Origin of the sequence: Rhodococcus sp. PAE-6 (assembly GCF_025290685.1) — a bacterium.
GTDB lineage: Bacteria > Actinomycetota > Actinomycetes > Mycobacteriales > Mycobacteriaceae > Rhodococcus > Rhodococcus pyridinivorans.
Genome location: NZ_JAOCLZ010000006.1, coordinates 217,810 through 238,183, shown reverse-complemented (window position 1 = coordinate 238,183; position 20,374 = coordinate 217,810). Strand labels below are relative to the sequence as shown.

The window sequence follows — 20,374 nt, the reverse complement described above, 5'->3', positions numbered from 1 at the left end:
CGGTCTCATCGGGGTCGGCGCACGACCTGCCCGACGCGCAGCACACCGTGGGTGTCGTGCTCGTCGGCGAGAGCGCCGAGCCAGTGCGCGGTGTCGTCGTCGTAGGTCCGCGCGATGCGGTCCGGATCCGAGGTGGCGGTGAAGTTGGGCAGCGACGTGCCCGTGGCCCACGGTGCCAGTGCCCGATCGATGACCTGGATGTGCGCGACGACGACGTCGGCCGAGGGTGGCGCGAGGACGCCGCTGACGAAGAGGGAGAAGGCGGCGTCGCGGTGACAGAAGGCGCTGCGATGCCGTGGTTCACGTGCCAGCGCTCCGCCGAGGAGCCGCATCTCGATGATGGTCTGCGGCGAGTGGGAACCAGGTCCCGCCACCGAGAGCAATACGTCGATCGCGTCGTGCGTCAGTTCGCGTGTCAGCGCACTGTGTTCGTGGACGGGCATCGGGTCGACCGGGTCGGCGTGCACTGCTCCCAGTGCCGTGTACGGCAGGGTGCCGATGCCGTCGAGGATCGGGGTCGCGACCGTACGCAGCGCGCCGAGGATCTCCTCGGACTCGGCTTCGCCGGCGACGCTCGCGAAACGGATGGCCACGGTGGCGCGACCGGCCAGCGGTTCCGGGACTCCCGGCAGCGGTGGCAGTTGAAGGAAGGCCAGCGAGGTCGAACTGTGCTCGGGCAGGCCCGCGCACAGGTCCAGCCAGGCGTGCGCCACCGCGTCCGCGTCGGCGCCGTCGAAATACAGCGCGCCACCGTAGAAGTGCGGCAGGGGCACGAGATCGATCTCCACCGCGGTGACGATCCCGAGGGTCGCCTTGCCGCCGCGCAGGCCCCAGAACAGTTCGGCGTGCTGTTCGGAAGTCACCCGGAGCAGGTCTCCGTCACCGGTGACGAGATCGAAGGCCCGCACGTGGTCGGAGGACAGTCCGTAGGTGCGGACCAATGGGCCGATGCCCCCGCCGGTGAGGAAACCGGCCACGCCGACGTGGGGTGCCGATCCGGCGAGCGGGGCCAGACCGTGGGGTGCGGCGGCGTCGATGACCTGCTGCCACACCAGGCCGGCTCCGAGACGGGCGGTGCGGGTGTCGGGGTCGATCAGGCATTCGGTGAGGCGGCCGGTGTGCACGAGCAGCACATCGTCGCCGAGCGGCACGGCGCCGTGACCGGTGCGCTGCACGGCCACCTTCAGGCCGTGTTCGCCCGCGAACCGGACGGTGGCGCTGACGTCGAGGGCGTTCTCGACCGCGATCACCGCGCGGGGACGGACCGGCACCGCCACGTTCCACGGGGTTGCGACGTCGTAGCCGGGTTCGCCCGGAAGGGAGATCGATCCGGTGACCGCGGTACGGAGAGCGTCGATGGGGTCGGTGCCGACGGTGGGCGTCCGCTGGTTCATGTGCACTTCCTTTCGTCGCACTGGATGGGGTGCGACGAAAGAGTGCCGGGACCGGCTTGGCGGCTTCTTGCGGTGGCGCGGGCCGCCGTCCAAGCGGTCGCCAAGAACCGGTCAGGTGGGGATCGAGCGGGCGTAGGCGGCGAGTCCGAGCATGCCGGTGTGGGCCGCTTCGTCGGCGATCGCGGCGATCTCCCGGCTGCGTTCGGGCGCGTCCGGCCGCAGTTGGGCGCGCAGTAACCGGCACCGCAGCAGCGTCGGGGGGCTCGATGTGCGGGTCGCGAGGTCCTCGGCCCGATCCAGCAGCGCCGCGGCGTCGTCGGTGCGCCCGAGCAGTGCCTGCAGGCGTGCGCAGACCTCCGCCACCGAACCGATCACCCCGACCTGTCCCACCGTCGCGATGCGATCGGTGAACGGATCGAGGAGCTCGAGGAACATCTCGGCGTAGTCGACGAGGGCGAGGTCGGCGACGACGCGCGCGATGAGTGTGCGATGCCCGAGGGTCGTCCAGGTGAAGGGTGCGCCTTTTGCCGCCCATTGTTCGATGTCGCGGATCACCGTCCCGGTGTCCCGACGGGCGCCGGCAATCGCGATGCTCCAGGAATCCGGTTCCACGGTGCCGGGATCCGCGTCGGCGAGGGTGCCGTACTCCCATTCGAGGGTGTTGGTGGCGAGGTCGGAGCTGCCCGCCGTGTACAGCTCGGTCTGCAGGTGGAACTGAGTGGCGGTGTCGTAGTGGCGCCGGGTCTCGGCGAAGTCGCCGTGCCATGCCGCAAGCGTCGCCTCCATCCATCGGAGCTGTACGCGCAGCACGGGCAGACGCAGCAGATCGCAACCGGCGATGCCCAGGCGGACGTGGGACGTCGCGGCGTCGACGTCGCCGAGGTTCATCAGTGTCATGCTCGCAACGGCGTGGGCGATCACCTCGTCGAACCGGGCCTGCTGGTGCGGCAGTGCGAGGAGTTCGTCGGTGAGCCGGGCGGACTCGCGGCTGTGTGTCGCGACCCCCGAGTAGAGGAGGATGCGGCCCAGCAAGGCGTCGGCGACGACGTCCGGGTCGGCGAGTTCGCGTGCGATCTCCAGCGCGGTGCGGCTCATCCCGTCGGGGACGGACGAATCGGGGTGATAGCAACTGCCCACGGCGAGCGCCGCGAGTACCCGTGCGTGCGCCGCGCGGTCGGCCGCGACGAACGGTTCGAGTGCGGCGAGGCGGTCGAGGACCGGTCCCGGATCCTTGCCGTAGGACACCCACGGCCATGCACCGGCTGCGCGCAGCAGCGCTGCGGCCAGGCGACCGGCCGTCGACGTTCGGCCGTCCCGGACCGCGTCGAGCAGGCCCGCGTCGACGACGTCGAGTACGGTCTGGCCGCGCCCCGCCCGGGCGAGTGCCTCGACACGCGCGACGAGCAGATCGTCGCGATCGCCCGGGGATCGTTCCGCGGCGGGCAGCAGGTCGAAGGCCCGGACGGCATCGTCCCACCAGCGTGCCGCCTCCTCCGAGTTCCATCTCTCGGTGGCCTCGCGGGCGGCGGTGACGCAGGCGTCGAGCACGACGCGAGCGTCGACGAGCGGCAGTGCCGCCATGAGATGCCGGGCTCGTCTCCCGGCACGATCCGGGTCGCAGGAGTCTGCCAGGACCTCCGCGACGCGTGCGTGCATGCGTTGGCGGCGGAGGGCGGGAATCGCCGCGAGGACCTCGTCGCGGAGCAATCCGTGGGCGAAGGCGTACCCCCGCAGTCCCGGATCGGCGACGATGATGCGCTCGTCGGCGGCGTCGTCGAGGTAGTCGGCGAGGGTGTCGGGATCGAGGCGCGTCGCACCGGTGAGGATGTCCATCTCGATGGTGTCGCCGACGACCGCGGCCACCCGGAGCACCTGCAGCACGGCCGGTTCCACCGCGGCGAGCCGCCGCGCGAGGACCGACCGGACCGCCATGGGGATCCCACCGTCGAGGCGTTCGTCCCGGGGAAGTCGCGCGTATTCGGACACGAACAGCGGGTTGCCGCCGGTGCGTTCGGCGAGCAGGCGCGCCTCGTCGGAATCGAGCGGCGCGCCGCTCACATGCCCGGCCAGGGCGGCGACCTCGGGTTCGGCGAGCGCCGGGACGTCGATGTGCCGGTTACCCTCGCCGTGCAGTACGGCGTCCACGAACCGCTGGACGCCGGGGGTCGTCTCCGAGTCACGGAGTGTGCACACGATCCAGACACCCCGCTTGTGCAGGACTCCCACGAGGTACAGCAGGCAACGTAGGGAGGTCGGGTCGGCCCATTGGATGTCGTCGAGCACGATCGTGAGCACGGGAGTGTGCGCCGCGGCCGTTTCGACGACGCCCAGAATCCGCTCGTAGACCGCGAAGCGCGCTTCGTCGGATTCCACTCCGGTGGGCGGGATCAGGGTGGTGTCGGCGTCGACGCCGAGTTCGCGCAGGATGCGCCGGATCGGCCACCAGGCGGGTGCTCCGTCGTCCTCGAGACATCGCGCCCACACGGTGTTCCCGCCGATGGCGGCGGTCCGGGCGTCGCATTCCTCGGCGAGGCGGGTCTTGCCGATACCGGCGGGCCCGGTGAGGACGACCCAGCGGGTGGCGCCGGAGCGGACCTCGTCGAGCATGCGGTCGAGGACGCCGGTCTCGGAGGTGCGTCCGACGAAGATGCGTCCGGGGCCCGGCGCCGGGGTGGGTGCGGGAATGGTGGGCGCGGCCGGTGTCGGAACCTCCTCCGCGCCCGTCCATCCCGGGGTTCGGGGCCACGCGGCGAGTCCCGGTTCGTGCCGGAGGATCGCGCCCTGCAAGTCGGTGAGTTCGGTGCCGGGCCGCAACCCCAGCTCGGTGTCCAGCCTCGTCTCGTGGACGCGGAACTGTTCGAGTGCTTCCGACGAACGCCCCGCTCGGTGCAGGGCGAGCATGCGCAGCCAGCAGGTGCGGTCGCGGAACGGGAACTCGCTGCACAGTTCGGTGGCGTCGACGAGAGCGGGCGCGAGGCGACCGAGGGCGAGCAGTGCGGTGATCCGGGTCTCGCGGCATTCGGTGCGCACCTCGTCGAAGGATGCCGCCGCGACCTCCACCCAGTGTTCGTCGCGCAGGTCCTCGAGGAGATGCCCCCGCACGGAGTCGAGGGCACGGTCGGCGGTGTCGAGTGCGAACTCCCATTCCCCGTTCTCGGCATGCCGACGGGCGGTCTCGGCGTCGTCGAGGAAGCGGGCCAGGTCGACCGACTCGGCCGGGATATCGAGGACGTAGCCGGGCGGCTGGCGCACGATCGGGGAGGCCGCACCGCTCTCCCCTCTCAGCACCCTGCGCAGATTGGAGATGTACGCCTGGATGCTCGCCATCGCACTGGCAGGCGCCTCGTCCTGCCACAGGGCATCGATCAGCCGGTCGGTGGAGATCACCCGCCCCCGGTTGAGCAGCAGGACGGCGAGGACCGCTCGCTGCTTGCGCGGCCCGAGATCGACCTGTGACTCCGACGGGGACACCGCCGGATCGGCCGTCGACGCGACCCGGACCACCTCCAGCGGTCCGAGCAGTCGGTACATCATGTGGTGCGCCCCCTCGACCCCGGCCGAACTACGCGATCGTTGCAGTGTAAGGACCGTTTTCGCCGGGTGCGCGGCGACTTCTCATCCCGTCACGGCCTGGAGTTCGACCGTGTCGCTCTCGGCGTCCCCGAACACCGGTGCGGTCTGCGGCCGGGGACGCAGGCAGACTGCACACACCACGGTTCCGAGAGCCGCAACGAACGCCGCCACCACGAGCGCCCCCTGCAGGCCCGACACGAAGTCCTGCGGTGATCCGCCGGGCAACAGCGACTCGGCCGGCAGGAACATCCCGAGCACCGCGACGCCGACGGCGATGCCGGTCTGACGGAACGCGTCGTTGATACCGGCCGCGAGACCGGAATGCGCCGCGGTGCTCTCCCCGAGGACGATCCCGCTCATCGCCGGGTTGAACACGCCGGCGGCCGCGCAGGCCACGACGAGTCCCGGCAGCAGTACGTACTTCGAACTGTCCGCCTCGGCGACCGTCATCATGAGCAACCCGACGGCGACGAGCGCCAGTGAGCACGACAACGAGACCCACGCAGGGACGACACGATCGAGTTTCGCCGTCGCACCGGCGACGACGAACATGGCGACGGTCGCGGGCAGGTACACCAACCCCGCCTGCACCGGCGACAGCAGCAGGACGTTCTGCAGATACAGCGTGGTGTAGACGAATACCGCGAACAGCGACGCCGAGATGGCGAAGGCCGCGACCTGCGCTCCGACGAAGGCCCGGTTGGCGAGCAGGTACGGGGGCAGCATCGGTTCGGCGGTGCGCATCTCGTGCGCGACGAAGGCGACGAGGGCACCGACAGCGAGCACGAAGGCGATGACGGCCTGCGCATCGGACCACCCGATCTCGTGGCCACGCAGCACGGCGAACACGAACGCCGCCAGCCCCACCGCGGCCAGGAGCTGCCCCGGCACGTCGGCGGCGCGCGGACGGGGATCTCGCGATTCGGGCACCCAGCGCAGGGTCAAGAGCAGGGTCACGAGACCGATCGGCACGTTGACGAAGAAGATCGCGCGCCAGTCCAGCAGTTCGGTGAGCAGACCTCCGACGAGCGGACCGACCGCGAAGGCGCCGCCGATGGTCGCGCCGTAGGCGGCCAGGGCCGACGCCCGCGCCCGCCCTCGGTCGAAGACGTCGGCGAGGAGGGCGAGCGAGCAGGCGAACAGGACCGCCCCACCGATGCCTTGCACTGCCCGGGCGAGATCGAGGACCCAGATCGTCGGTGCGAGGGCGCACAGGAGCGAGGCGCCCGTGAACCAGACGAGGCCGACGACGAACACTTGGCGGCGGCCGCGGCGATCGGCCCACGACCCGGCGCCGAGGACGGCTGTGGCCAGGGCGAGGGTGTAGGCGTCGATCACCCACTGCAGTGAACTGACGCCCGCGTCGAGGTCGACGGCGATCGACGGCAGTGCGGTGTTGACGACGGCGATGTCGAGCATGAGCATCGCCGTCGTCACGCACACCACCAGCAGCGTGATCCGTTTCGTCGCGGTACTTCTCGCAGGGGTCGATGTGGTCATCGAGAATCCTTCCGTGTCGAGGTGTGTGGACCTCGGACACGGTGCGCCGCGTCGCTTGGGACGAACCGGGCGTACTTCTTGGACGGCCGAGAGAACCGCCGACGTCTCCCCTCGGAGGGGCGCCGGGGATCACACATCGATCACGGCGGGGTCACGAGGCGGTCGCAACGCCGCTCGGAAACTGGACACACCCCCTTCTACCTGGGGTAAATGCGGAGAATTCGACCGACTGTCCGATATCGTCGTTGCGAAGCATCCGTCCCGGCTCGTCCGGAGCATTCGAGAAGGCAGGCCATGCGATCCTCCACCTCAACCACAGGTCGGCATCGCCTCGGCATGGAAAACGGTGTTCACTGCATCCTCATCCCCGAGGTCGCTGCCGCCCTCGCCGAGCACCGGCGGAACTGGTTCACCGCGCTGCTGACGAACGCGCGCCACAGCCACGCCGCGATGCGCAAGCGAGCGACGGCCCTACCTGCGCAGTGGGCCACTCCCGCCGTGGGATGAGCTCGCCGTGAGTTGAGCACCTGCTATCGACGACACACGAAGACCGGCCCCCTCCGATTCGGAGGGGGCCGGTCCCGTTGTGGCCCGGGAACCCTTGTGCCACAGCAACAATGACCCCCCGGAACGCGGACGACCCCGCACCGAACAGTGCGGGGTCGTCCGTCGAAGCGCTGTATCAGGCGTTACCCGACAGCTTCTCGCGCAGAGCGGCGAGCTGGGCGTCGCTCGCGAGCGATCCACCGGTGGTCTCCGGAGCCGCCTCGGCACCCGACTCGGAGGAGTAGTTGCTACCGGACACGCCGGCCGCAGCCTCGGCAGCCTCGTCGGCAGCCATCTTCTCGATCTGAGCGGTGTGCATCTTGTGGCGACGCTCGGCCTCCGCGTAGCGGGACTCCCACTCCTCACGCTGCTTCTCGTAGCCCTCGAGCCATTCGTTGGTCTCGGGATCGAAGCCCTCGGGGAAGATGTAGTTGCCCTGCTCGTCGTAGCTGTCGGCCATGCCGTACTTCGACGGGTCGAACTCGGCCGTGTAGTCCTCGTTCGCCTGCTTCAGCGACAGCGAGATACGACGACGCTCGAGGTCGATGTCGATGACCTTGACCATCGCGTCGTCGCCGACAGCAACGACCTGGTCCGGGACCTCGACGTGGCGCTCGGCCAGCTCGGAGATGTGGACGAGGCCCTCGATGCCCTCCTCGACGCGGACGAACGCGCCGAACGGAACGAGCTTGGTGACCTTACCCGGCACGATCTGACCGATCGCGTGGGTGCGGGCGAACTGACGCCACGGATCTTCCTGCGTCGCCTTGAGCGACAGGGAGACGCGCTCGCGGTCGAGATCGACGTCGAGAACCTCGACGGTGACCTCGGTGCCGACCTCGACGACCTCGGACGGGTGATCGATGTGCTTCCAGGACAGCTCGGAGACGTGCACGAGGCCGTCGACACCGCCGAGATCGACGAAGGCGCCGAAATTGACGATGGAGGACACGACGCCCTTGCGGACCTGGCCCTTCTGGAGCTGGTGCAGGAACTCGCTGCGAACCTCGGACTGGGTCTGCTCGAGCCATGCGCGGCGCGACAGGACCACGTTGTTGCGGTTCTTGTCGAGCTCGATGATCTTGGCCTCGATCTCCTTGCCGACGTAAGGCTGGAGGTCGCGGACGCGCCGCATCTCGACGAGCGACGCGGGCAGGAAGCCACGCAGGCCGATGTCGAGGATCAGGCCGCCCTTGACGACCTCGATGACGGTGCCCTTGACGGCCTCGTCCTTCTCCTTGAGCTCCTCGATCGTGCCCCAGGCGCGCTCGTACTGAGCACGCTTCTTGGACAGGATCAAACGGCCTTCCTTGTCCTCCTTGGTGAGAACAAGAGCCTCGACCTCATCGCCCACCGACACGACCTCGTTGGGGTCGACATCGTGCTTGATGGAGAGCTCGCGGGACGGGATGACGCCTTCGGTCTTGTAACCGATGTCGAGCAGCACCTCGTCGCGATCGACCTTGACGATGGTGCCCTCGACGATGTCGCCATCGTTGAAGTACTTGATCGTGGCGTCGATGGCGGCGAGGAAATCCTCGGCGGAGCCGATGTCGTTGACGGCTACCTGCGGCGAGGTGACGGTGGTGGAGGCCATGTGTTGAGTTGCTCCGGACGGGTTGATAGTCGGTTGGTCAAATTCGGTCGGGCACGTGAAACACCCACTGCGATACGGCGATGTGCGAGTCACGGCGAGTTCCTCGTTCGAGCCTGGGGCCGAACTGCGGACACTCGCGATCACCAGGCTACGCGCTTCGAGGGGACCCGGGCAAACCGATATCGGGACCGCTCCCCCGCACCCGATAGGCTCACACCCATGCCGGGCTCCGCGAACCCCCCTTTTCCAGACCTTTCGGGCGTCCCGGAGGGAACCGACGACGAGGCCGCGCGGCACGCGGACGCCGAGACGATCCTCGGCGAGACCCGACCCACCCGGACCCGCCTCGGCTCCCTCGAGAGCGAACGCGCGAACCGGGTCTGGTGGGACGCCGACACCGACGACTACCACCGCACGCACGGCGAGTTCCTGGGCGTGGACTCGGCCGCCGGGGAGTTCGTGTGGTGCCCGGAGGGCCTGCACGAGGGCGATGTGCAGTTGCTCGGCCCGGTTGCCGGACGCGACGTCCTCGAACTCGGGTGCGGTTCGGCGCCGTGCGCCCGCTGGATCGCCGGGCAGGGTGCCCGGGCGGTCGGGCTGGACATCTCCATGGGGATGCTGCAGCGCGGACGCGCGGCGATGACCGGTTCCGGCCCGACGGTTCCGCTCGTACAGGCCGGCGCCGAGAACCTGCCGTTCGCCGACGGAAGCTTCGACATCGTGTGCTCGGCGTTCGGCGCGGTGCCCTTCGTCGCCGATTCCGCCCGGGTGATGCGCGAAGTAGCGCGGGTGCTGCGACCCGGCGGACGGTGGGTGTTCTCCGTGAACCACCCGATGCGGTGGATCTTCCCCGACGATCCGGGCGAACAGGGCCTGGTCGCGATGTTCCCGTATTTCGACCGGACCCCCTACGTCGAGGTGGACGCGACGGGCCGGGCGACCTACGCCGAGCACCACCGCACCGTGGGCGACCGGGTGCGCGAACTCGTCGCCGCCGGCCTCGAGGTCTACGACATCGTCGAACCCGAGTGGCCCGAGCATCTCGACCGCGAGTGGGGACAGTGGAGCCCGCTGCGCGGTTCGATCTTCCCGGGCACCGCCATCTTCTGCAGCCGCAAACCCACCTGATCCCGACTCACAGCAGCCGGGACAGGAACTCCCGGGTCCGGCTCTCCTTCGGGTCGGCCAGCACCTGGCGGGGATCACCGGCCTCGACGACCACGCCGCTGTCCATGAACACGAGCTGATCGGCGACCTCCCGCGCGAAGCCCATCTCGTGCGTGACGACGACCATCGTCATGCCGCCGTCGGCGAGATCGCGCATCACCGCGAGCACCTCGCCGACGAGTTCGGGGTCGAGGGCCGAGGTGGGCTCGTCGAACAGCATGAGCTTGGGATCCATGGCGAGCGCGCGGGCGATCGCGACGCGCTGCTGCTGGCCGCCCGAGAGCTGCGCGGGATAGGCGTCGACCTTGTCGGCCAGCCCGACCCGCGCGAGCAGGTCCCGGGCCTTCTCCACCGCCTCGTCACGCTTGAGCTTCTTCACGAGGATCGGCGCCTCGATGATGTTCTCGAGCACGGTGCGGTGCGGGAACAGGTTGAAGTGCTGGAACACCATGCCGATGTCGCGGCGCTGCTTCGCGGCGGCCCGCGGGTGCAGTTCGTACAGTTTCGAACCCCGTTCGGCGTAACCGACGAGATCGCCGTCGACGTACAGGCGACCGGCGTCGACGCGTTCGAGGTGGTTGATGCACCGCAGGAAGGTCGACTTGCCGGATCCGGACGGACCGATCAGGCAGGTCACCTGGCCGCGCCCCACCTCGAGCGAGATGCCCTTGAGCACCTTGACGGCGCCGAAACTCTTGCAGACCCGGTCGGCCCGCACCATCGGCGTCTCGACGGACGTCATATGTGTTCCTCCCCCGGTGCGCCGGGCTTCGGCGTCGGCTTGCCGGCCTCGGCGACCGGTACGTTCTGTGCGTCGGCGAGTGCCTGCAGCTGACGGGCCGTGAGCTGCCGGCTCAGGCCCTTCGAGTAGTGCCGCTCGAGGTAGTACTGGCCGATCATGAGCAGGCTGGTGATCGCCAGGTACCAGGTCGCGGCGACGAGCAGCAGCGGGATCGGCTGGAAGTTCGCACCCGAGATGTCGCGGGCACGGCCGTACAGCTCGAGGCTGTAGGGCACCGCGGCGACCAGCGAGGTGGTCTTGAGCATGCTGATCAGCTCGTTGCCGGTCGGCGGGATGATGACCCGCATCGCCTGCGGCAGGACGGTGCGGCGGATGGTCTGCGACCACGACATGCCGAGCGCCGTGGACGCCTCCAACTGCCCCTCGGGCACGGAGGTGATGCCGGCGCGCACGATCTCCGCCATGTAGGCCGCCTCGTTGAGTGCCAGGCCGATGACGGCGAACAGGAACGCCGCGTTCAGACCCTGCACGTCGATGTGGACGAACTGGTGGACGAACGGGATCCCGAGGTCGATCTGCTTGTAGATCGACGGGAACAGTCCCCACAGCACGAGTTGGACGTACACCGGGGTACCGCGGAAGACCCACAGGTACAGCCACGCGACGGAACGCAGCACGGGATTCGGGGACAGACGCATCACCGCGAGCACCACGCCGAGGACGACGGCGATGGCCATGGCGAGCACCGTCAGCTGCACGGTCTTCCACGCGGCTGCGGTGATGCGGGCGTCGAACAGGTACCGGGCGTAGATGTCCCAGCGGTAGGCCTCGTTGGTGGCCGCTCCCCAGGCGAACAACCCGAGTGCGATCAGGACGATCGCGCCGGAGATCCATCGTCCGGGATGTCGCAGGGGTACTGCGCGTATCGGCTCCGGGTCGTCCGGTCGCGGTTCCGCGGATCTCGCGGACGTGGACTCGCTCATGGTTCCCTTTCTCAGCTCGTCGCGCCGTTGATCTGCGAGGCGGTGATCGCGCCGTCCTCCATGCCCCAGCGCGCGGTGATCTCGTCGTACGCACCGGAATCGATGAGGTACTGCACTGCCTGCTGCAGTACGGGACCGAACGGCGACCCCTTCGCGACGACGAATCCGTAGGGCGCGGCGTCGAAGACCTCACCGGCCGGTTCGAGTCGTTCCTCGCTGCGGGCGATGACGTACGCCGTGACCGGCGAGTCGGCGGACAGTGCGTCCACCCGGCCGAGGATGAGGGCATTGGCAGCCTCGTCCTGGCTGTCGTACTTGACCTTGTCGATGGGCGGCAGCCCGCGGGCGACGCATTCCTCGCTCTTCGCGGGGACCTCCTCGAGGTCCTCGATGGTGGTGGTCTGTACCGCCACCCGCAGTCCGCACGCGTTGTCGGGGTCGACGGATTCGCCGGTGCGCTGCGCCCACTGCACTCCGGCGCTGTAGTAGGTGACGAAGTCGACCGATTCCTCGCGTTCCTTCGTGTCGGTGAACGACGACGAGCCCATCTCGAAGGTGCCCGCCTGGACGGCCGGGATGATCCGGTCGAAGTCGGCTTCGTTGAGCACCGCCTCGAGTCCGAGGACGTCGCCGAGGGCGTGGACGAGTTCGACGCCGAAGCCGACGATGGTGCCGTCGTCGTCCTTGAACTCGTTGGGGGCGTACGGGACGTTCACCCCGACCTCGAGGGTGCCGCCGTCGGCGATGTCGGGCGGCAACTGCCTCGCGATGGCGTCGACCTTCTCGACGGTGACGCGGTCGCCGGGCGGCACGGTCGATTCGCTGTTCACCACGCACCCGGTCGCGAAGGCAAGCACCGCCGCTCCCGCCGCCAGCCTGCTCAGGGTCCGGACACGACGACGCCCCCACGAGGTCACGCGGCGGATGTGCACTGCTCGATTCACAGTCGCACAGTATCCAACCAGGGAGGGGTCCGAATGCAAACCCGAAGCTCAGGCGTCGAGGCGGGCGATGACGGCGGCGGTGAACTCGTCCGTCGACGCGGTGCCACCGAGGTCGGCGGTCGCGACACCCGCCGCGACGGTCGCGCGCACGGCGTCCTCGATGGCGCGGGCGGCCGCGGAGAATTCGATGTCCGCGCGTGCACCGACACGGTCGAGAAGCATGGCGGCGGAGAGGATCAGCGCGATCGGGTTGGCGCGGCCCTGCCCGGCGATGTCGGGTGCGGCGCCGTGCGCGGCCTGAGCCATGGCCTTGGTGCGCGACGCGTTGATCGACGCCGCGGTACCGAGCGAGCCGGACAGTTCGGCGGCGAGGTCGGACAGGATGTCGCCGAACATGTTCTCCGTCACGATCACGTCGAACTCGGCGCCGCGGCGGACGAGCAGCGCGGCCATCGCGTCGACGTGCTGGTCGTCGACAGTGACGCTCGGGTAGAGACGACCCACTTCCTGGCACACGTCCCGGAACAGGCCGGTCGTGCTGGCGAGCACGTTGGCCTTGTGCACGATGGTCACGCGCTTGCGGCGACGCGACGCGAGGTCGAAGGCGGTGTGCGCGATGCGTTCACAGGCGGCGCGGGTGATCACTCCGACCGCGAGTGCGATGTCGGGTGTGGGCATGAACTCGCCGCTGCCGACGGCCATGTTCCGGTCGGCGTAGAAACCCTCGGTGTTCTCCCGGACGACGACGAGATCCATCTTCGGTGACACCGACGCCGCTCCCGGCAGTGCGCACGCCGGCCGGATGTTCGCGTACAGGTCGAAGTGCTTGCGGATCCGACCGCCCGGAGTGAGCTGACCCCGGAACTCGGGTGGGTACGAGGCGCTGTCGTGCGGGCCGAGGATCCACGCGTCGAGCTCGGCGAGGGTGTCGAGGGTGACCTGCGGCAGCGGGCTGCCGTGCGTCTCGATCGCGGGGGCACCGACGGGCAGCGGCACCCAGTCGACCGCGACCCCTGCTGCCGCGACGGCGGTGTCGACGATCCTGCGGGTCGCCGGCACGATCTCGGGACCGATGCCGTCCCCCTCGAGAAGTCCGATGCGATGGGTCTGAAGCGTTGCGGTGTCGTCGGTCACCCGGTCATCATTGCCTACCGTGGTCCAGTCGGTGGAACTCCTCCTCGACGCCCCGCTCGACACGGCGGTGCGCGACGAGTGGACCCGGCTGCTCGACGCCGGCCTGCACAGTCAGGGACGCGTCCGTTCCGAATCCAACCGTCCGCACGTGACGCTGTTCGTCGCCCATGCCCTGCCGGACGAACTCGAGGACGCGCTGCGGGCCACCATCACGGTCCGGCGGATCACCCTCCGGCTCGGTGGCGTGGTGATCTTCGGTGGCCGGTACGCGACGCTCGCCCGCACGGTCGTGCCGTCGATCGAACTGCTCGAACTCCAGGCGCGGGTGTTCGAGGTGCTCTCGGAGTGCCCCGGCATCCCCGCACACATCCGGCCGGGCGAGTGGACGCCGCACGTCACCCTCGCACGGCGGGTGCCGGCCGCGCGCATCGGTACCGCGGTCCTGGCGGCGCAGATGCCGGAGCGGCAGCTGACCGGGTCGAGTGCAGGAGTGCGGCGCTGGGACGGCGAGGCCAAGCGGGAGTGGCTGCTCACCTGAGCAGCGGGACGGTGCGCCGTTCAGAAACGGTAGTCGCCGAACTGCGTCACTTCCATATGGGTGTCGGGCGTGCGTCCGGTGAGGGCCAGCACGTCGAGGAGGAGAAAGACCGCCAGAAGTACGAGGACCAGCAGGATCATGCTTCGAGCCTGCCGCGCCGGGGTCCCACCCGACAGTGGCAGAGCCGTCGGAGAACATCGATTTTCTGCCACCACGGTGTCACACTGGGTTGCGTGTCCGGAACACCTGGAACCACCGGCCGGCTCGAGAAGGTGGTCGTCCCCGTCCTCCCCTACGTCGAGACCTTCGAACTCGGCGTGGCGTGCGAGGTGTTCGGCTTCGACCGCTCCGACGACGGCCTGCCGACCTACGACTTCCACCTCGTCGCCGCGACCTCCGATCCGGTGCGCACCCGCTTCGGCTACACCATCGAGGTGCCTCACAGGCTCGATCTCCTCGACGACGCCGACCTGATTCTCCTGCCAGCGGTGAACAGCGACGGCATCGCGCTCGACGACGGGCGCCTCGAACCGTTGTTCGCGAAACTGCGGGCCGCCGTCGACCGCGGCGCGCGCGTGGCGAGCATGTGCACCGGGGCGTTCATCCTCGGTGCGGCCGGGTTGCTCGACAGGCGTCGCTGCACGACCCACTGGATGCACGCCGACCGTCTCGCCCGGACCTATCCGACGGCGCAGGTCGACCGGGACGTGCTCTACGTCGACGACCATCCGGTCCTCACCGCCGCAGGCACCGCGGCCGGCATCGACCTGTGCCTGCACATCGTCCGCTCCGCCCAGGGAGCCCAGGTCGCCAACACGATCGCCCGGCGCATGGTGGTGCCACCGCACCGCGACGGTGGGCAGGCCCAGTACGTCGCGATGCCACTGCCCGAATGCAAGGACGAGTCGCTCGCGCCGTTGCTCGACTGGATGAGCGAGCACCTCGACCGGGAACTCCCGGTGGCCACACTGGCGCAGAAGGCGCACATGTCGGCGCGGACCTTCGCGCGGCGGTTCGTCGCCGAGGTTGGGGTCACGCCCGCGCGCTGGCTCCGCGATCAGCGGGTCCTGGCCGCGCAGCGCCTGCTCGAGGAGACCGACCTTCCGATCGACGTGGTGGCCGACCGCGTCGGTTTCGGCACCGCTGCGGTGCTGCGCCAGCATTTCCTGCGCCTGCGGCAGACCACTCCGCAGGCCTACCGACGGACCTTCCGGCGGTCCGTCGAACCGGTCGGCGTGTGACGCGTCCCTCGATCGGCACCTCCCGACGACACCCCCGGATCGGACACGTCACGTAGCGTGGCAGAAGGAACCCCGTCACGACGCGTGACGGCGGGAACGAACGGGAAGAAACAGCGGCGGCCGGATGTTGGACCCGTCGACACGCCCGACCGAAAGGATTTCCGTGGCAACCAAGGCTCTCACCCAGCAGGACTTCGACGAGGTCGTCACGAGCAATGACATCGTGCTCGTGGACTTCTGGGCCGACTGGTGCGGCCCCTGCAAGCAGTTCGCGCCCACCTTCGAGGCATCGTCGGACAAGCATCCCGACGTCGTGCACGCGAAGGTCGACACCGAGGCCGAGCAGGCCATCGCGGCGGCGGCGAACATCCGCTCGATCCCCACGATCATGGCGTTCCGCGAAGGCATCCTCGTCTACAACCAGGCCGGTGCTCTTCCGCCCGCCGCTCTCGAGGATCTCGTCTCGCAGGTCAAGAACCTCGACATGGACGATGTGCGCAAGCAGATCGCGGAGGCTCGCGCCGAGCAGAGCTGACCCACTCGTCGCGTCGACGGCGCCCGTCCCCGGTGATCCGGGGGCGGGCGCCGTCGTACGTACGGTGTGTGTACCTGCGCCGGTGTCCCCGCGACTCGGTGTCCCCGCGACTCGGTGTCCCCGCGACTCAGTGCGCCGCGGCGTCCCAGCTGCGGCCGTAACCGACCGAGACCTCGAGCGGCACCGACAATTCGATGACGGAGTCCATCTTGTCGCGCACGAGCGCCTCGACCTGTTCGCGCTCGGCCTCGACCACTTCGAGCACGAGTTCGTCGTGCACCTGCAGCAGCATCCGCGACCGCAGTCCGGCCTCGCTGAGCGCCTTCTGCACGTCGATCATCGCGACCTTGATGATGTCGGCGGCCGTGCCCTGGATGGGGGCGTTGAGCGCGGCGCGCTCGGCGATCTCCCGGCGCTGCCGGTTGTCGCTGTTGAGGTCGGGCAGGTACCGGCGGCGGCCGTAGAGGGTGGACGTGTAGCCGACCTTGCGGGCCTCCTCGACCACGTTGTAGAGGTAGTCGCGCACGCCGCCGAAGCGGGTGAAGTAGGCCTCCATCTGCTCGCGGGCCTCGTCGGTGGAGATCTTCAGCTGCTGGGCGAGACCGTAGGCGCTCAACCCGTAGGCGAGACCGTAGGACATCGCCTTGACGCGGCGACGCAGCTCCGGGGTGACCTCCTCGAGCGGCAGCCCGAACGCCCGCGACGCCACGAAGGTGTGCAGGTCCTCGCCCGTACGGAATGCCTCGATGAGCCCCTCGTCGGCCGACAGGTGCGCCATGATGCGCATCTCGATCTGGCTGTAGTCGGCGGTGAGCAGCACGTCGAATCCGTCGCCCACCACGAAACCGTCGCGGATCCGGCGACCGGCCTCGGTCCGCACCGGAATGTTCTGCAGGTTCGGCTCGGTCGACGAGAGCCGGCCCGTCGCCGCGACGGTCTGGTTGAAGGTGGTGTGGATGCGACCGTCGTCGGCGATGGACTTGATGAGTCCGTCGACGGTGGTCTTCATCTTGGTGTGCTCACGGTGCGCGAGCAGGTGTTCGAGGAAGGGATGGCCCGTCTTGTCGAACAGGTTCTGCAAGGCATCCGCGTCGGTGGTGTAGCCGGTCTTGGTCTTCTTCGTCTTCGGCATCTCGAGCTCGTCGAACAGCACCACCTGCAACTGTTTCGGCGAGCCGAGGTTGATCTGCTTGCCGATCACCTCGTAGGCGGCGTTCGCGGCGGCGGCGACCTGGGCCGCGAATTCGGACTGCAGGTCGTGCAGGTGCGCCGAGTCGACGGCGATGCCGGTGGCCTCGAGTTCTGCGAGGACCTCGAGCAGGGGCAGTTCCATCTCGGTGAGCAGGCGCACCGATTCGATCTCGCCGAGTTCGGTGTCGAGGGCCGCGGCGAGGTCGACGACGGCGCGCGCCGCGAGGATCTGCGCCTCGGCCGCCTGCGCGTCGGCGGCGTCCTCGTCGTCGAGCAACGAGAGTTGTTGCGCGCCGGTGTCTTCCACTCGCAGCTCACGCTTGAGGTAGCGCAGCGACAGGTCGTCGAGCTTGAACGAGCGCTGGCCGGGCCGCACCAGATAGGCGGCGAGCGCGGTGTCGCTGGTGATGCCGGCGAGCGTCCAGCCGCGTCCGCGCAGCGCGTGGATGGCGAACTTCGCCTCGTGCACGGCCTTCTCCACGGCGGGGTTCGCGAGCCATGCGGCGAGGGCGTTCTCGTCCTCGGGCGTGAGCGCCACCGTGCTCACATAGGCGCCCTCACCGTCGGCCCCGGCGACGGCGATCGCGGTCGCGTCGCCTCCGTAGGGAGTGCCGGTGCCCACCACGGCGAGGCCATGACGTCGACCCGCCGGGGCGTGCTCGGCGAGCCAGTCGCCGAGGGCACCCGGCTCGACGATCCCGCCGCGCACCTCGAAGCCCTCCTCGGCCTCGGGCTCGGCCGACGAGAGCGTCTCGAACAGCCGGTCGCGCAGCACCTTGAACTCGAGGTCGTCGAACAGGCGGTGGATGCGGTCGCGGTCCCACGGGGCGAGGGCGAGTTGTTCGGGGGTGTACGGCACGGCCACGTCGCGCACCATCTCGGTGAGCTGGCGGTTGAGCAACACGTTGGACAGGTTCTCGCGCAGCGCGTCGCCGGTCTTGCCGCGCACCTCGTCGACGCGGTCGACGAGTCCGCTCAGGCTTCCGTACTCGCGGATCCATTTCGCGGCGGTCTTCTCGCCCACGCCGGGGATGCCGGGCAGGTTGTCGCTCGGGTCGCCGCGCAGCGCCGCGAAGTCCGGATACTGCTGGGGGGTGAGTCCGTACTTCTCCTCCACCGCGTCGGGGGTGAAGCGCGTCAGGTCGGAGACGCCGCGCCGCGGATACAGCACCGTGATGTCGCCGTTGACGAGTTGGAGCGCGTCGCGGTCGCCGGTCACCACGAGCACCCGGAAGCCCTGGGCGTGCGCCTGCGTCGCGAGCGTGGCGATGATGTCGTCGGCCTCGTAGCCCTCGATCGCCATCACCGGGATCCCCATCGCGCCGAGGACGTCCTTGGTGAGGTCGATCTGCCCCTTGAAGTCGTCGGGTGCGGCGCTGCGCTGGGCCTTGTAGGCGGCGAACAGTTCGGCACGGAAGGTCTTGCGGCTGACGTCGAATGCCGCCGCGACGTGCGTGGGCTGCTCGTCGCGCAGCAGGTTGATGAGCATGGAGGTGAACCCGTAGACCGCGTTCGTGGTCTGCCCGCTGTGGGTCTTGAAGTTCTCGGCGGGCAGCGCGTAGAACGCGCGGAACGCGAGGGAATGGCCGTCGAGGAGCAGCAGGGTCGGGCGGTCGTCGGTGGCCGCGGTGGACGTCGCGGAAGTGGATGCACGGGTCACGCGTGCCAGTCTAGGGACCGAGGACGACAGCGTCGGCCACACCGCCCGACCAGCACCTCTCCGGTATGTGCGAACACTCGTTGTCCGAAGAAACGAGACCGAAACGTCCGGGTGATCCAATTTTTCCCGTGGACGTGCGATCCAGCCGCTAGAGTCCCCTGTCACGACACCGTAGTCCGGCGTCATCGAGGTTGACGATGATGCCCCGGGCGCAGTGCCGCGCTCGATGACAGCGCACCCACCGGGAGGACCTGCGTGGCCCCTACCTCGGGATGTCGGCGACGACCGACCTCGACCCTCCACCGATCGGTCCGCGCCGCACTCGTCACGCTCGCGAGTGTCCTGTTCGTCCTCGTCGGCGCCGGCCTCTCCTCCGCCCAGGATCCGCCGGACCCACCCTCACCGCCCGCGAACACGGCACCGGCCGCACCCGACGAGGAATCCGCGGAGGGGGTGACCGTCCGCGGAACGCTCAACAATGCCGGCGAACGACTCGACGGTGTCGTCGTCCGTGCGACCACCGAGAGCGGCGAGGTGGTCACCGAGACGGAGTCCGCCGACGGTGGGCGCTGGGAACTCACCGTTCCGCCGGGCACGTACGTCTTCGAGGTCGACACCGAGAGCCTGCCCGACGACGTCACCGTCCAGACCTCGGTGACCCGCGATGTCGCTCCGGGACGGGCGAACACGGTGATTTTCTCGTTCGGGGAGGCGCGTAGCGGTTCGACGGTCGCGTGGGGCGAGACGCTGGTGCGCACGATCGTCGACGGTCTGCGTTTCGGTTTGGTCATCGCGATCGCCGGAGTGGGCCTGAGTCTGATCTTCGGCACGACCGGCCTGACGAACTTCGCCCACGGCGAGCTGGTCACCCTCGGGGCGGTCGCGGCGTGGATCTTCAATGTCACCCTCGGTGTCCAGCTGATACCGGCCACGATCCTGGCGGTGATCGTCGGGGTCATCATCGGCCTGCTCAACAACGCACTCATCTGGGCTCCGCTCCGGCGCCGCCGCACGGGCCTGATCGCCCAGTTGGTGGTGTCGATCGGCCTCGCGATCTCGTTGCGCTATCTCATCCTGGCCTTCTACTCCGACCGCACCCAGCCGTTCGACGACTACCAGGCACAGCAGCAACTGGTGTGGGGGCCGATCGCGATCACCCCGGTCAACCTCGCGTGCATCGTTGTCAGCCTGGTGGTGCTCGTCGGGGTCGCCCTGCTGCTGCAGCGCACCCGGATCGGCAAGGCGATGCGCGCGGTGGCCGACAACCGCGACCTCGCGGCATCGTCGGGGATCGACGTCGAACACGTCATCCGCTTCGTGTGGGGTCTCGGTGGCGGGCTCGCCGCGCTCGGCGGGGTGCTGTTCGGCCTGTCGGAACTCGGCGGGCGCGTGCAGTGGGAGATGGGCTTCAAGCTGCTCCTGCTGATGTTCGCCGGCATCATCCTCGGCGGCCTCGGCACCGCCTACGGTGCACTGGTCGGCTGCGTCGTGGTGGGACTGCTGGTCCAGTTGTCCACCCTCGTGATCAACCCGGACCTGAAGTACATCGGCGGTCTGCTCGTACTCATCGTCATCCTGGTCATCCGCCCCCAGGGCATCCTCGGCAGTCGGACAAGGATCGGTTGACCC

At 69.1% G+C, this 20,374-nt stretch carries 15 protein-coding genes; 6 read left to right on the top strand and 9 right to left on the bottom strand.

Going from position 1 to position 20,374, the window contains the following annotated elements; translation table 11 throughout:
• Window positions 1-5: 5 nt before the first annotated feature.
• The 3 genes from NVV99_RS14785 to NVV99_RS14775 form a co-directional block, all read right to left on the bottom strand.
• The gene (locus tag NVV99_RS14785; RefSeq protein WP_024101170.1) at window positions 6-1,394 is read right to left on the bottom strand and encodes an FAD-binding oxidoreductase; all 1,389 of its coding nucleotides are present in this window, start codon (window positions 1,392-1,394) and stop codon (window positions 6-8) included.
• Window positions 1,395-1,505: 111 nt separating this feature from the next.
• Window positions 1,506-4,928: a BTAD domain-containing putative transcriptional regulator gene (locus NVV99_RS14780; RefSeq protein ID WP_024101171.1), complete on the bottom strand. Its 3,423-nt coding sequence runs from the start codon at window positions 4,926-4,928 to the stop codon at window positions 1,506-1,508.
• 81 nt (window positions 4,929-5,009) lie between these two features.
• On the bottom strand, window positions 5,010-6,467 hold the full coding sequence (locus NVV99_RS14775) for an MFS transporter (RefSeq protein ID WP_024101172.1): 1,458 nt from the start codon (window positions 6,465-6,467) through the stop codon (window positions 5,010-5,012).
• 294 nt (window positions 6,468-6,761) lie between these two features.
• Between NVV99_RS14775 and NVV99_RS14770 the strand changes: the two genes are divergently transcribed.
• Complete coding sequence (locus tag NVV99_RS14770; protein ID WP_016934979.1) at window positions 6,762-6,974, top strand: hypothetical protein; 213 nt, start codon at window positions 6,762-6,764, stop codon at window positions 6,972-6,974.
• Window positions 6,975-7,149: 175 nt separating this feature from the next.
• Here NVV99_RS14770 and rpsA read toward each other — a convergent pair whose 3' ends face one another.
• Window positions 7,150-8,610 (bottom strand): 30S ribosomal protein S1, encoded by a 1,461-nt coding sequence (rpsA, locus tag NVV99_RS14765; RefSeq protein ID WP_006554003.1) that lies wholly within the window; start codon window positions 8,608-8,610, stop codon window positions 7,150-7,152.
• A 219-nt stretch (window positions 8,611-8,829) separates the two neighbouring features.
• Here rpsA and NVV99_RS14760 point away from each other — a divergent pair, with 219 nt between their 5' ends.
• Complete coding sequence (locus tag NVV99_RS14760; protein WP_006554004.1) at window positions 8,830-9,738, top strand: class I SAM-dependent methyltransferase; 909 nt, start codon at window positions 8,830-8,832, stop codon at window positions 9,736-9,738.
• Window positions 9,739-9,745: 7 nt separating this feature from the next.
• On the opposite strand, the gene NVV99_RS14755 is transcribed toward NVV99_RS14760, so the two are convergent.
• From NVV99_RS14755 to NVV99_RS14740, 4 genes are all read right to left on the bottom strand, one after another.
• Complete coding sequence (locus tag NVV99_RS14755; protein ID WP_019289663.1) at window positions 9,746-10,519, bottom strand: amino acid ABC transporter ATP-binding protein; 774 nt, start codon at window positions 10,517-10,519, stop codon at window positions 9,746-9,748.
• On the bottom strand, window positions 10,516-11,502 hold the full coding sequence (locus NVV99_RS14750) for an amino acid ABC transporter permease (protein WP_006554006.1): 987 nt from the start codon (window positions 11,500-11,502) through the stop codon (window positions 10,516-10,518). Before NVV99_RS14750 ends, NVV99_RS14755 begins: the two co-directional genes overlap by 4 nt.
• Window positions 11,503-11,513: 11 nt before the next feature.
• Entirely contained in the window at window positions 11,514-12,386 is an 873-nt protein-coding gene (locus tag NVV99_RS14745) for an ABC transporter substrate-binding protein (protein WP_170318567.1), read from the bottom strand.
• A 108-nt stretch (window positions 12,387-12,494) separates the two neighbouring features.
• A complete protein-coding gene (locus NVV99_RS14740; protein ID WP_024101174.1) occupies window positions 12,495-13,580 on the bottom strand; it encodes an isocitrate/isopropylmalate dehydrogenase family protein in 1,086 nt (361 codons plus the stop codon).
• A 19-nt stretch (window positions 13,581-13,599) separates the two neighbouring features.
• On the opposite strand from NVV99_RS14740, the gene NVV99_RS14735 reads away from it, so the two are divergent.
• From NVV99_RS14735 to trxA, 3 genes are all read left to right on the top strand, one after another.
• Window positions 13,600-14,118 carry a 2'-5' RNA ligase family protein gene (locus NVV99_RS14735; RefSeq protein WP_024101175.1) on the top strand — a complete coding sequence of 173 codons (519 nt, stop codon included), beginning with the start codon at window positions 13,600-13,602 and terminating at the stop codon, window positions 14,116-14,118.
• A 233-nt stretch (window positions 14,119-14,351) separates the two neighbouring features.
• A complete protein-coding gene (locus NVV99_RS14730; protein ID WP_197539124.1) occupies window positions 14,352-15,359 on the top strand; it encodes a GlxA family transcriptional regulator in 1,008 nt (335 codons plus the stop codon).
• 163 nt (window positions 15,360-15,522) lie between these two features.
• Window positions 15,523-15,894, top strand: coding sequence for a thioredoxin (gene trxA / locus NVV99_RS14725; RefSeq protein WP_006554011.1), 372 nt, complete (start codon window positions 15,523-15,525; stop codon window positions 15,892-15,894).
• 127 nt (window positions 15,895-16,021) lie between these two features.
• Here the strand turns inward: trxA and polA are convergent, their stop codons facing one another.
• A complete protein-coding gene (polA, locus tag NVV99_RS14720) occupies window positions 16,022-18,745 on the bottom strand; it encodes a DNA polymerase I (protein ID WP_024101177.1) in 2,724 nt (907 codons plus the stop codon).
• Window positions 18,746-19,000: 255 nt separating this feature from the next.
• Between polA and NVV99_RS14715 the strand changes: the two genes are divergently transcribed.
• Window positions 19,001-20,371, top strand: a complete 1,371-nt coding sequence (locus tag NVV99_RS14715; protein ID WP_024101178.1) for a branched-chain amino acid ABC transporter permease — start codon at window positions 19,001-19,003, stop codon at window positions 20,369-20,371.
• Window positions 20,372-20,374 lie beyond the last annotated feature (3 nt).